Genomic DNA, 12046 nt, shown 5'->3' with positions numbered 1-12046 from the left:
ACCGATGACCGCTCAGCTCGAGTACCCCGACGTTCAGGATTCCGAGGCGCTGCTGTCCGTGCAGGGCCTGTGGAAAGTCTTCGGCCCGAAGGCCCAGCGGATCCCGCACCGTCCGGACCTCGCCGCCCTCGATCGTCCGGAGCTGTACGCGAAGACCGGGTGTACGGCGGCTGTCCGCGACCTGAGCTTCGACGTGGCGCCCGGCGAGGTGTTCGTGGTGATGGGGCTGTCCGGGTCGGGCAAGTCCACGCTGGTGCGCTGCCTGACCCGGCTGATCGAGCCGACGGCCGGGCGGCTCACCTTCGAGGGCGAGGACCTGCGCGCGGCCGACGAGAAGCGGCTGCGCGCGCTGCGGCGGAGCAAGTTCTCGATGGTGTTCCAGCACTTCGGTCTGCTGCCGCACCGCAAGGTGATCGACAACGTCTCGTACGGCCTGGAGATCCGCGGCGAGAGCAAGCCGGACCGGCGGCGCCGCGCCCAGGAGGTGATCGACCTGGTCGGCCTCGCAGGCAACGAGCACCTGTACCCGGAGCAGCTGTCCGGCGGCATGCAGCAGCGCGTCGGGCTGGCCCGCGCGCTCGCGAACGATCCCGACGTGCTGCTGTTCGACGAGCCGTTCTCCGCGCTCGACCCGCTGATCCGGCGCGAGATGCAGACCGAGGTCGTCCGGCTGCACCGCGAGGTCGGCAAGACCATGGTGTTCATCACCCACGACCTGTCCGAGGCGCTCAAGCTGGGTGACCGGATCCTGCTGATGCGCGACGGCGCCGCGGTCCAGCTCGGCACCGGCGACGAGTTGGTCGGCGCACCCGCCGACGAGTACGTGCGCGAGTTCGTCCGCGACGTACCGCGGGCCGACGTCCTCACGCTGCGCTGGATCGTCCGCGATCCGCGTCCGGACGAACCGCTCGACGGCCCGGAGCTCGCGCCCGACGTCCTGGTCCGCGAGGCGACCCGGCTCGTGCTCGAGTCCGACCGCCCGGTGAAGGTCGTCGACGGCGGGACACTGCTCGGGGTGATACGTGACGAGGAGATCCTCGCCGTCGTCGCGCCGCCAAAAGACAACCCCGCCTGATGGCCGCCATCACGAGCGACGTGGAGGTCGAGGTCCGGCGGCCTCGGCGCAGCGTGGTCCTCGGCGTCCTGCTCGTCGTCTGGGTCGCGGCCTACTTCGTCCTGCGCGGCATCGACACGCTCGTGCTCGGCGGCCAGGACACGACCGCGCTGCATCGGTGGCTGAACGATCACCGCGACGACGTCGGCCAGGGCAACGCGTTCTTCGACGCGATCCGGTTCGTCGTCGACCAGTTCGTCGTGCTGCTGCAGAACGTCATCGCGCAGCCGTCGTTCGACCGCCCGGTGCCGGTGATCGGGTGGCTCGGCGTGGTCGCGATCGCGGCGTACTGCGCGTGGGCGTTCGGCAACTGGAAGGTCGCCGTACTGACCGCGGCCGGGCTCGCCTTCGTCGGGCTGCAGGGGCTGTGGCAGGAGAGCATGGACACGCTCGCGCTGACGATCGCGGCGGTGCTGCTGTCGTTGCTCGTCGCGATCCCGCTCGGGATCTGGGCGGGGCTGTCGAACCGTGCGTTCCGGGTGGCGACGCTGGTCCTCGACCTGATGCAGACACTGCCGACCTTCGTCTACCTCGCACCGCTGACCTTGTTCTTCGCGATCGGGCCGGCCGCGGCGACGATCGCCACCCTGATCTACGCCGCTCCGCCCGCGGTCCGGCTGACCGCGCACGCGATCCGCTCGGTGCCGCCGGAGAGCGTCGAGGCAGCGCGCTCACTCGGCTCGACGCACGGGCAAACACTGCTCAAGGTGCTGCTGCCGATGTCGCGGTCGACCGTTGTCGTCGGCATCAACCAGACCATCATGGCCGCGCTCTCGATGGTGACCGTGGCCGCGCTGATCGACGCACCGGGCCTCGGCCAGACCGTGCTGAAGGCGCTGCAGACCCTCGACGTCGGCGTCGCATTCAACGCGGGGCTGGCGATCGTGGTGCTCGCGATCGTGCTCGACCGGGTGACGACCGCGGCGGGCGACCGGCCGTGGCGTACGGCGAGCGTGCGCCGCAAGGTCCTGCTCGGCGTCGGCGCACTCGGTGTGCTGGTGGCGGTCTGGTTCTCCCGCACCTACGTGTGGGCGGCCGAGTTCCCCTCGGACGTGAACATCGGCTCGCGGATCGCTGTGGTGGCGTCGGACGTGACCGCGTGGGTCCAGGACGTCTTCGGCGGGTTCACGTACGGCGTCCGGGACGTGGTGACCGTGGCGCTCCTCAACCCGCTCGAAGGCTTGCTGACCGGGTCGCCGTGGTGGCTCGTGAGTGCGGTCCTCGTGGCGCTGGGCGCCGTCCTCGGAGGCTGGCGCGGCGCGGCCCCGGCCGCGGTGTGCTGCGCGCTGCTGGTCGCCACCGGGGTGTGGCACGACAGCATGGTCACCCTGGCGTCGACGCTGCTCGCGACGGTCGTGGTGGTCGCGGTCGGGCTCGCGCTCGGCGTGTGGGCCGGGCGGAACCGGCGGGTGGACGCCTGGATCCGGCCCGTGCTGGACGCGGGCCAGACCATGCCGCCGTTCGTGTATCTGGTGCCGTTCCTGGCGTTGTTCGGGACCAGCCGGTTCACCGCGATCGCGGCGGCGGTGGTGTTCGCCGTACCGGTCACCACGAAGATCGTTGCGGACGGCATCAAGGCGGTGCCGGTCGCGACCGTCGAAGCGGCCAACTCGGTCGGGTCCAGCGCCTGGCAGGTGATCAGCAAGGTGCAACTGCCGGTGGCCCGGCGGGCGATCACGCTCGCGGTCAACCAGGGTCTGATCTACGTGCTGTCGATGGTGGTCGTCGGCGGACTGGTCGGCGCGGGCGCGCTCGGGTACGACGTGGCCGCCGGTTTCGCGCAGAGCGAGTTGTACGGCAAGGGGCTGGCCGCCGGGCTGGCGATCGTCCTGCTGGGCGTCCTGCTCGACCGCGTCACGCAGGCCGCGGCACGCCGTACCCAGGATTTCCAAGGTAGAGGAGACAAGCGGTGAAGAAGCTCCGGTACGCCGGTGTGCTGACGGCGGTCGCGCTCGCTGTGACGACTGCCGCGGGGTGCGGCGGGGAGAAGGTCGGCGCGCAGCCGCAGCCGAGCGCAGGCAAGGAGTGCGGCTCGTTCAACCTGACCGTCAGCCCGTGGGTCGGGTACGAGGCGAACGCGGCCGTGGTGGCGTACGTCGCGACCAAGGACCTCGGCTGCAAGGTGGAGAAGAAGAACCTCAAGGAAGAGATCGCCTGGCAGGGCTTCTCGACCGGTGAGGTCGACGTGAACCTGGAGAACTGGGGTCACGAGGACCTGAAGAAGAAGTACATCGAGACCGACAAGGTCGCGGTTGAGGCGGGCTCCACCGGCGTCAAGGGCGTGATCGGCTGGTACGTGCCGCCGTGGATGGCCGAGAAGTACCCGGACATCACCGACTGGAAGAACCTGAACAAGTACGCCGCCCTGTTCAAGACGTCGGAGTCCGGCGGCAAGGGGCAGCTGCTCGACGGTGACCCGTCGTACGTCACCAACGACGAGGCGCTGGTGAAGAACCTGTCGCTGAACTACAAGGTCGTGCAGAGCGGCAGCGAGACCGCGCTGATCCAGGCGTTCCGGGACGCGGAGAAGAACAAGCGGCCGCTGCTCGCGTACTTCTACGAGCCGCAGTGGTTCTTCAACGAGGTCAAGCTGGTGAAGGTCAACCTGCCCGCGTACACGGCCGGCTGTGACGCGGTGCCCGCGAAGGTGGCCTGCGACTACCCGCCGTACGACCTGGACAAGATCGTCTCGAAGAAGTTCGCCGACTCCGGCAGCCCGGCCTACGACCTGGTCAAGAACTTCCAGTGGACCAACGAGGACCAGAACGCCGTCGCCCGGATGATCGCGGTCGACAAACTCACCCCGGACCAGGCCGCCGAGAAGTGGGTCAAGGCCAACGAGTCCAAGGTCAACGCCTGGCTCGGGAAGTGATTCGGTCCACGTCGAAGCGTTCGGCTGGTGGGAGGGGGACGCCGGCTTGCTGACGTAGGGCTGCTGCTTCGGTGAGGAGGGAGAGGGCGCGGCCGGGGTCTTCGGTCGCGCCCGCGAGGCCTTCGAGGGCGAGAGCGACCGCGCGGCGGTCGCCGACCTCGCGGGCCAGTTCGAGGCCGCGCTCGTGCAACGTGCGGGCTGTGGCGTAGTCGCCGCGTTGTTCGGCGACGAAGCCGAGTTGGTTGCTGATGAAGGCCATCCCGGGGGTGCCGCCGACCTGTGTCAGCCAGTCGAGCCACTTGCTGAAGTGCCGCTCGGCGTCGTCGAGGCGGCCCTGGCGCCGGGCGGTCAGGCCGAGGCCGACCTCGGCGTACTCCTCCGCCGACTTGTTGGACTGCTCGACCGCCAGCCGCCGCGCCTGCTCGTGCAGCTCGTCGGCCCGCGCATAGTCGCCGGTCAGCAGCGCGATCCGGCCCAGCCCCGCGGTGCGGAACGAGACCTCGGTCCACAGCCCGAGGTCCTCCGCGTGCCGGACCGCCTCCTCCAGGTACGTCGCGGCGGTCGGATAGTCGCCGCTGATCTCGGCGGCCACGATCAGCGTGTACGTCGCCTGCAGCCGGCCCCAGTCGTCGTCGAGCGCGTCGAACAGCTCGAGGCTGCGCAGACTGTCCCGGCGCATCGCGGCCAGGTCCGCGTGCACGATGTCGAGCTGCGCCCGCGTGCTCAGCGCCGCGGCGAGACCCCAGCGATCGCCGCGGTCGGTGAAGGTCTCGATCGCCCGGTCGATCCAGCCGAACAGGACGTCCGCGTCGCCGTACGCCCACCGGGTCATGGTCAGGAACCAGAGCGCGTACGGGTCGTCGCCGACGGCTTGCAGCGCCTCCTCGCCGGCGCGCGCGACATCGGTGCCCTCGGCATCGGTCGCCGTCATCCCGACGAGCCAGACCGTCGCCTGCGCGCGCAGCGCCGGGTCCTGGCCGGGTATCGCGAGCGCAGCTGCGAGTGACCTACGTGCTTCACCGTGACGACCCCGCAAGTACCAGTACCAGGCGAGCGCAGTGGCGAGCTCCAGCGACGGTGGCACGGCTCGGAAGTTCGCCGCCTCCTGGTCGAGCCGCTGCAGCCACTCGCGCTGACCGGGACCGCGCAACTCGGCCCGCTGCGCGAGCGCCAGGTAGTAGTCCGCGTGCTTCCGGCGGGTCGCGGCCTCCTCATCGGCCTCGGCCAGCCGCTCCAGGCTGTACGCCGCGATCGACTCGAGCAGGCGGAATCGACCGCCGCCGGCCACGACGAGAGACTTGTCGACCAGCGCCAGGAGGAGCTGCTCGGGCAGCTCGCTGACCTCGACCGCCGCCTCCAGCGAGAATGTGCCCGCGTGGACAGCGAGTCGCCGGAGCATCCGTCGCTCCTCGTCGTCCAGCAGGTCCCAGCTCCAATCGATGGTCGCCCGGAGGGTCCGCTGCCGCTCCGGTCCGCCCCTGCCGCCGGACAGCAGCCGGAAGCGGTCGTCCAAGCGGTCCGCGAGTCCTTGCACACCGAGTGCGCGCACGCGGGTCGCAGCGAGCTCCAGTGCGAGCGGGATGCCGTCCAGGCGGTCACAGATCTCCGACACGTCCTCGGTGACACCCGCGCGGGCCTTGAACAGCTCGGCCGCCGCTTCGGCGGCCAGCGGCGGTACGTCGAGGACGCGTTCGCCGGTCAGCCCGAGCGGCTCACGGCTGGTCGCGAGTACGCGCAGACCGGGCGCTGCGGCGAGCAAACGCCGTACCAGGTCTGCCAGGTCCAGGTGCTCGCAGTTGTCGAGGATCAGCAGCAACTGCCTGCGGCTGAGCGAATCGAGCAGCCGCGGGAGGAGGTCCGTCGACTCGTCACGCAGCTCCAGTGCGGTGGCCAGCGCGTCCAGTACGTCGTCTTGGCGTAGCGGGGCGAGTTCTACCAGGCAGGCGTCGGGCGAACCGAGTTCAAGTGCCAGACGGGTCTTTCCGACGCCACCAGGGCCGACCAGCGTCACGAGACGGTTCGAGTCGAGGAGCTGTCGAGCGTCGGCCAGTGTCTGCTCCCGTCCGACCAGGTCGTTCAGCGGCGCCGGGAGCGTGGCGGACCGGCGGAGGGACCGGTCGTGGCGCAGGATCGCCTGGTGCAGCTCGGTCAGCTCCGGGCCGGGGTCGGCGCCGAGCTCCTCGGCCAGTTCAGTGCGCAACTCGGCGTACCTGTCGAGCGCCTCGTGCTGCCGACCCGCCCGGTAGAGCGCCTTGAGGTGGACGGCGTGCAGCCGTTCGTCGAGCGGGCGCTGCCGGATCAGTGCGGTCGTGTGCCGCAGTACGTCGTCACTGTGCTCGACCGCGGTCAAGTACAGGTCCTCCAGACGCTCACGAGCCGGCCGGGCGAACTCGTGGTCAAGCACGTCGGCGTACGGCTGACCGCGCCACAGCTGTAGAGCCTGTCGTATCTGCCCGGCACGCACCTGCTGCTCGAAGATGTTGCTGTCGACAACGTCTGTGGTCAGCGCGTAGCCGGCCGGGCTGTGTTGGACGAGGCTGCGGGCACCTGGCTCGGCGCGGTCCAATGCGGTCCGTAGCTGGGACACACGGGCCTGCAGGGTGCCGGTCGCGTTGCGCGGCGGGCGGGCGCCCCACAGGTCGTCGATCAGCCGGTCGGCGCTCACCGGCCGGCCCTGGTTCGCCAGCAGGTCGAGGAGCAGGGTCCGGACCTTCCGGTCGGGTACGGCGACCGGTTCACCGGTGTCCGTCCGAACCAGCAGCGGACCGAGCACCCCGAAGTACATACCCGTAGTAAACCCGTAGCGCGTTCTCCGAGCATCGGGTGCATGAGTTCACGAGAAGCAGTGACAGTGATCGGGCTCGGCGCGATGGGCTCCACGATGGCCCGGACCTTCCTCGACGCCGGGCACCCGACCACCGTCTGGAACCGGACGCCCGGCAAGGCGGCCGGGCTCGGTGCGGTGGAGGCGACGAGCGCGGCCGAGGCGGTGGCCGCAAGCAGGCTGGTGGTGATCAGCCATGTCGACTACCAGGCGATGTTCGATTCGTTGGCGGACGCGGATCTGAGCGGGCGGGTGCTGGTCAACCTGAGCTCTGACAGCCCGGCGCGACTGCGTGCGGCGAGCAAGTGGGCCGAGGAGCGCGGAGCGACGCTGGTCGCCGGCGGCATCATGGTGCCGCCGCCGGGGATCGGGAAGCCGGGCGCGTACGCCTTCTACGCCGGACCCGCCGACGTGGTGGCGGCGCACCGCGAGACGCTGGAGGCGCTGGGCCGCGTCGACCACATGGGCACCGATCCCGGACTGGCGATGCTCTACTACCAAGCCATGCTGAACATCTTCTGGACCACGTTGATCAGCTACTTTTACTCGGCGAGTTTGGTCGGCAGCGCCGAACGACTCCGTCCGTACGCCGCGGCGATGCTGACCGACCTGACCGAGGACGGGTCGATGGGCTTCCTCCGCATCCTCACCGCGGAACTGGAGTCCGGCGAACACCCCGGCGCCGAGAACAATCTGCACATGCAGGCCGTCGGCGCCGAGCACGCCGTCCAGGCGTTCACCGAGGCCGGCCTCGACGTGACCGTGCCGGGCGCCGTGGCCGAGCTGTTCGCCCGCGCCGATGCTGCCGGCTACGGCGCCGACGGCCTGAGCGCCCTGGTCGAGCTGGTCCGCAAGCCCTAGCCGACGGACGTCAGCTTGCACTGGCCGTCGACGCAGTCGCGTTGCAGCCTGCCGCGCGAGATGGTTTCGATCAGGCCGACGACCCAGCAGGTCGGGCAGCCGCGGAAGGCCAGCAGCGTGACGGGGAGCAGCAGAAGGCTGAGCGGGCCGACGGAGGGCAGCAAGGCGAAGGCGGCGATCAGGCTGCCGAAGCCGATCAGGCCGCGGAGCAGATGGCGAGGCAGAGAGGCGCTGGCGAATGTCATGACAGGGCTCCGAGAGATGCGCGCACGGTGCTCCGGGCGCGGTGCAGGCGGGATTTCATGGCGGGAACGGTGAGGCCCAAGGCCTTCGCGACCATCGGGCCGCTGTAGCCCTGGACGTCGCGGAGGATCAGCACGCTGCGCTGATCGGCGGGCAGTTGCGCGATGGCCGCGGCAACTGCCTGCGCCTCCAACTGGCGCAGCGCCTCCTCCTCCGCGGACGGCGCGGTGTCCGGGACCAGCGGCTGGTCGCGCAAGACGGCGCGGGTCCGGCGCAGGCACTCGTTGCGGATGATCCGGAACATCCACGACGTGAGCGCACTCGTGGCGCGGAGCATCCCGATCTTGCGGTACAGGATGATCAACGCCTCCTGTGCCGCGTCCTCGGCGTCCTCCGGCGTGGCGCACAGCGTCCGCGCGAACCGCCGTACGGTCGGGTGCGAGTCGGCGACGAGCGTGGTGAGCGCGTCGACGTCGCCGTGCTGGGCGGCGCGGATCAGGTGCTCGTCGAGGTCAGCCACGGGCCCGCCGGCGCAGGACGACGACGCTGCAGGTACCGAGCAGCGCGACCGCGACGGCCGCGGCGACGATGATCCAGGTCATGAGGTGCTCCTTCGTCAGGGTGCGATATCGGGAGTAAGAGGCACCGGGCCGGCGAAAGGATTCACGCTGAAGTCGGCTTGAGCTTGTACACACGGGCCACGGGCAACTATCACGATGTGACGGAGCAACGCCGACGACACGCCGGATTTCGGACAAAACCGGGTAAGTTCTCTCTCATGATCATCGTGACAGCTGCACTGAAGGGCGGGGTCGGTAAGACAACCACGTCGGTGTACTTGGCCGCGCTGGCATCTTCCAACCGTCGCACATCCACTCTGATCGACGCCGACCCGCAGGGCAGCGCCGCGGACTGGATCGCGGAGTCCGAGGACGGCCAACTGAACCGGATCGAGATCGCGGAGGCGCCGACCGAGCGGCTGCTGAACAAGGCACTGGACAAGGTCCCGCCGGAGGGCATCGGCATCGTGGACATGCCGCCGTCCCACGAGCGGCTGCTCAACAAGGCCCTCGAACGGGCCCGGATCGTGATCATCCCGACCCGCGTCGGCGGCGTCGAGACCCCGCGCGTCAAGGCCGTCCTGGAGCTCGTGCCGGACGACGTCCCGGCCGGCCTGGTGATCTGCTCCGCGCGGACCTACACGCGCTCGTACCAGGAGGCCATGCAGCAGTACGCGCAGGAGAACATCCCGGTCTGGGGCACCATCCCGGAGCGCGTCTCGATCACCGCCGGACCCACCGGCCCGTTGGCGACCGACGGCCTGGAGTCGTACAAGAAGGTCTGGCGCAAGATCCTGGCCGCGGCCCGCAGTTAGGCCCTAGCTCAGCGCTGGAGCGGCGGTTCGCCTCGTACGTGCGAGCGGATCACGGTGGCCGCCGCTCCCCGCGCCCAGTCGTCGAAGGTGTGCGAGCGGAGCATCAGCCGGCAGTTGCCCGCCGCGCCGAACGCATGCTCGGCGAAGGCGCGCCGCATCCGCTCCTCGTACAGGTCGTACTCCGCAACGCCCTCGCCGGCGATCATCACCAGCTCCGGCCCGACCAGGTTCACCATCGCGGCCAGCGCCGAACCGATCACCTCGCCGGCCCGGTCGAACGCCTCGCGCGCGTGTTTGTCGCCCTCGTGCGCCAGCTTGATCGCGCCGGCCAGATCCAGGTCGGCCCGCCCGGTCGTCTCCCGCGTCCGCGCCAGGATCGCGTCCGACGACGCCACGGTCTCCACACACCCCCGGCGGCCGCAGGTGCACACCAGGTCGCCCGGCGCCAGCGGCAGGTGCCCCAGCTCGCCGGACACGCCGTACGCGCCGGACACCACCTCGCCGTTGATGTAGAGCCCGCAGCCGATACCGGAGCCGATCGTCACCACCGCGAACGAGTCCGCGTTCACGCCGACCCCGAACCAGTGCTCGGCCACGGTCAGCGCGCGGACGTCGTTCGACACCACGATCGGCACCCGGACCCGCTGGCCGAGCAGTTCCGCGACCGGGACGCCGCGCCAGCCCATCAGCGGCGAGTCCCGCACGACGCCGTGCGCCGCGTCGACGTCACCCGACACCGCGATCCCGATACCGGCGAGCGGCCCCGCGATCGCCGTCCCGGACTTGAGCGCGGCGATCAGCGCCTTCACGTGCTCGGCGAGCTGGTCGATCACCGCCTCCGGATCGGTGTCGTCCAGCGGGTCGTGCCGGACGTTCAGGATCCCGGCGGTGAAGTCCGTGGTGACACCGATCAGGCTGGTCGGCGTCACCTTGACGCCGATCACCGAGACACTGCTCGGTACGACGGTCAGCGGGCTCACCGGCCGCCCGATCCCGAGCTGGCCGTCGCCGTCCGTCGGGGCGGCCTGGTCGGTGACGAACCCGCTCTCCATCAGCGGCGCGACGGCCTTCGTGACGGCCGCCTGGGACAGCCCGGTCCGGCGCGCGATCTCCACCCGCGGGATCGGTCCCTGGGTCAGGATCTTGGTCAGCACCTCGACTCCCGCTGGAGTGGCCATCGGGAGTGGACGATGTGGACGGAGCGGCACGAGGACAACCTACCGGCGCGTCATGCCTCCGCGCCGGTTTCTGCCAGTGTTGGGGAGGTCAGCGCCCATCGGATGGTCCTGGTGAGGCCGTCACCGGCCGCCCGGACGACAGTCCGCTCGGCCAGCGGGAGGTACGGGAGACGCAGCGGCAGTCTGGTCCACCAGGGCAGCAGACCGACCGCGGCAGCCGCCAAAACGCCGTACGCGGGCCGGGCCGCGAACGGCACCGGCGGATGCACCAGCATGAAGCGGGCGGCCTGTCGCGCTTGCGTCGTACCACGCAGCTCGGGCTGGTACTCCTTCAGCAGCTCTCGCAGCTCGGCCACCGTGGTCGGCGGGTCGACGACTCCGAGCTTGGCGGCCACCAGCGCCGCGTCCTCGACGTACTGGTCCTGTTCCAGGGCGTTGAGCGGCTGCGCGCCGTACCGCTGGTGTGCGGCGAGGAAGCTGTCCACCTCGGCCAGATGCACCCACTTGAGCAGGTGCGGGTCCGACGCCCGGTACTTCACCCCGTCCGGACTGGTCCCGCGGACGCGCTCGTGCACGGCCTGGACGTGGGCGATCGCCTCCTCCGCGTCCGGGATCGAGCCGTACGTCGTGATCGCGAGGAAGTAGCTGGTACGCCGCAGACGCCCCCACGGGTCGCCCCGGTACCCGGAGTGCGCGGCCACCGCGGCCATGGCCAGTGGATGCAGCGACTGCAGCAGCAGCGCCCGCAGCCCGCCGGCGAACATCGACGCGTCCCCGTGCACCCGTCGGATCGGCCGATCCGGCGCGAACCAGCGTGGCCCAGGTGTGCCGTGCACCCGCATGCGCTCGGTCTGCGGGTCGGGCCCGGCAACCTTGGTCAGGATCATCCGGGCAAGGCTGTCCCGCAGCGGTCCGGTAACAGTGGTCGAAGCCATGCCCCCAGTGTTGCTCAGCCGCTGACCTCCAGCAGGGTGCCCTGGTCCATGACCGCCAGCCAGCGGCCACGCTCGTACACGTACGTGACCACGGTCAGCGCCCGCTGGTGGTACGCGTACTTCGGGATGTCGTACGTCGCGTCGTACGTGATGACCGCCGAACGGCACCCGTCCACCCGGCGGCCGAGCTCGGTCCACGACCACACCGCGATCTTGTTGCTGAAATGGCTCCGGGCCGCCGCCATGATCGCGTCGAGACCGACGTACCGCTGGCCGGTCGGATAGATGCTGACTGCGTCCTCGGCGTGCACCGAGCGGAACGTGGCGGCGTCGAAGTCCCGGAACGACTCCATGTCCGCGCGCTGGGTCGCCTCGAACTGGCGCAGGCACCGCGCGTTCCGTTCCTCGGTGTCCCGGGCGGACGCGTCGGTGGCGCCCAAGGTGGTCGTGGTCAGCCCCGCAACCACAGCCGCGCCCCAGGCGGCGCGGGTCATCGCTCGTTTCATCCGGCAGCTCCTGTCCCTGTGGCTTGTGATGGAACAGGCTGGCCCGTCGCCCTACGTGCCGACCACGTTTCCGTCCAGCCGGAAGGGTCGTGGTCAGGCACCGCGGCGTCACTACAGTGAGCGGCACGACGGTGGGGA

11 protein-coding genes are annotated in these 12046 nt (G+C 70.3%); 5 read left to right on the top strand and 6 right to left on the bottom strand.

The window, feature by feature from the left end:
- The first annotated feature begins 4 nt into the window (after positions 1–4).
- Genes ABZX12_RS15510 through ABZX12_RS15500 form a run of 3 tightly spaced genes read left to right on the top strand, consistent with a single transcriptional unit; the run spans position 5 to position 3986 of the window.
- Positions 5–1075, top strand: a complete 1071-nt coding sequence (locus tag ABZX12_RS15510; protein WP_355693549.1) for a glycine betaine/L-proline ABC transporter ATP-binding protein — start codon at positions 5–7, stop codon at positions 1073–1075.
- Positions 1075–3027, top strand: coding sequence for an ABC transporter permease subunit (locus ABZX12_RS15505; protein WP_355693547.1), 1953 nt, complete (start codon positions 1075–1077; stop codon positions 3025–3027). The genes ABZX12_RS15510 and ABZX12_RS15505 overlap by 1 nt, the downstream gene beginning before the upstream one ends.
- Positions 3024–3986: an ABC transporter substrate-binding protein gene (locus tag ABZX12_RS15500; protein WP_355693545.1), complete on the top strand. Its 963-nt coding sequence runs from the start codon at positions 3024–3026 to the stop codon at positions 3984–3986. The genes ABZX12_RS15505 and ABZX12_RS15500 overlap by 4 nt, the downstream gene beginning before the upstream one ends.
- Here the strand turns inward: ABZX12_RS15500 and ABZX12_RS15495 are convergent.
- On the bottom strand, positions 3964–6771 hold the full coding sequence (locus ABZX12_RS15495; RefSeq protein ID WP_355693543.1) for a BTAD domain-containing putative transcriptional regulator: 2808 nt from the start codon (positions 6769–6771) through the stop codon (positions 3964–3966). The genes ABZX12_RS15500 and ABZX12_RS15495 overlap by 23 nt on opposite strands.
- Before the next feature lie 42 nt (positions 6772–6813).
- Here ABZX12_RS15495 and ABZX12_RS15490 point away from each other — a divergent pair, with 42 nt between their 5' ends.
- Positions 6814–7671, top strand: coding sequence for an NAD(P)-binding domain-containing protein (locus ABZX12_RS15490; RefSeq protein WP_355693542.1), 858 nt, complete (start codon positions 6814–6816; stop codon positions 7669–7671).
- Here the strand turns inward: ABZX12_RS15490 and ABZX12_RS15485 are convergent.
- Together ABZX12_RS15485 and ABZX12_RS15480 are read right to left on the bottom strand one after the other, a co-directional pair.
- Positions 7668–7916 carry a hypothetical protein gene (locus tag ABZX12_RS15485; protein ID WP_355693540.1) on the bottom strand — a complete coding sequence of 83 codons (249 nt, stop codon included), beginning with the start codon at positions 7914–7916 and terminating at the stop codon, positions 7668–7670. The two genes, ABZX12_RS15490 and ABZX12_RS15485, sit on opposite strands and share 4 nt — an antisense overlap.
- Complete coding sequence (locus tag ABZX12_RS15480; protein ID WP_355693538.1) at positions 7913–8434, bottom strand: RNA polymerase sigma factor; 522 nt, start codon at positions 8432–8434, stop codon at positions 7913–7915. The genes ABZX12_RS15485 and ABZX12_RS15480 overlap by 4 nt, the downstream gene beginning before the upstream one ends.
- Before the next feature lie 258 nt (positions 8435–8692).
- On the opposite strand from ABZX12_RS15480, the gene ABZX12_RS15475 reads away from it, so the two are divergent.
- Positions 8693–9289, top strand: a complete 597-nt coding sequence (locus tag ABZX12_RS15475) for a ParA family protein (RefSeq protein ID WP_355693536.1) — start codon at positions 8693–8695, stop codon at positions 9287–9289.
- Positions 9290–9297: 8 nt separating this feature from the next.
- Here the strand turns inward: ABZX12_RS15475 and ABZX12_RS15470 are convergent, their stop codons facing one another.
- Genes ABZX12_RS15470 through ABZX12_RS15460 form a run of 3 tightly spaced genes read right to left on the bottom strand, consistent with a single transcriptional unit; the run spans position 9298 to position 11908 of the window.
- Positions 9298–10467 carry an ROK family transcriptional regulator gene (locus ABZX12_RS15470; RefSeq protein ID WP_355693534.1) on the bottom strand — a complete coding sequence of 390 codons (1170 nt, stop codon included), beginning with the start codon at positions 10465–10467 and terminating at the stop codon, positions 9298–9300.
- 50 nt (positions 10468–10517) lie between these two features.
- Complete coding sequence (locus tag ABZX12_RS15465) at positions 10518–11402, bottom strand: oxygenase MpaB family protein (protein WP_355693532.1); 885 nt, start codon at positions 11400–11402, stop codon at positions 10518–10520.
- A 14-nt stretch (positions 11403–11416) separates the two neighbouring features.
- Positions 11417–11908, bottom strand: coding sequence for a nuclear transport factor 2 family protein (locus ABZX12_RS15460; RefSeq protein ID WP_355693530.1), 492 nt, complete (start codon positions 11906–11908; stop codon positions 11417–11419).
- Positions 11909–12046: the final 138 nt, after the last annotated feature.

Source organism: Kribbella sp. NPDC003505 (assembly GCF_040610875.1).
In the GTDB taxonomy this organism is placed as follows: Bacteria; Actinomycetota; Actinomycetes; order Propionibacteriales; family Kribbellaceae; genus Kribbella.
This window is presented reverse-complemented; position numbering and strand designations above follow the sequence as displayed.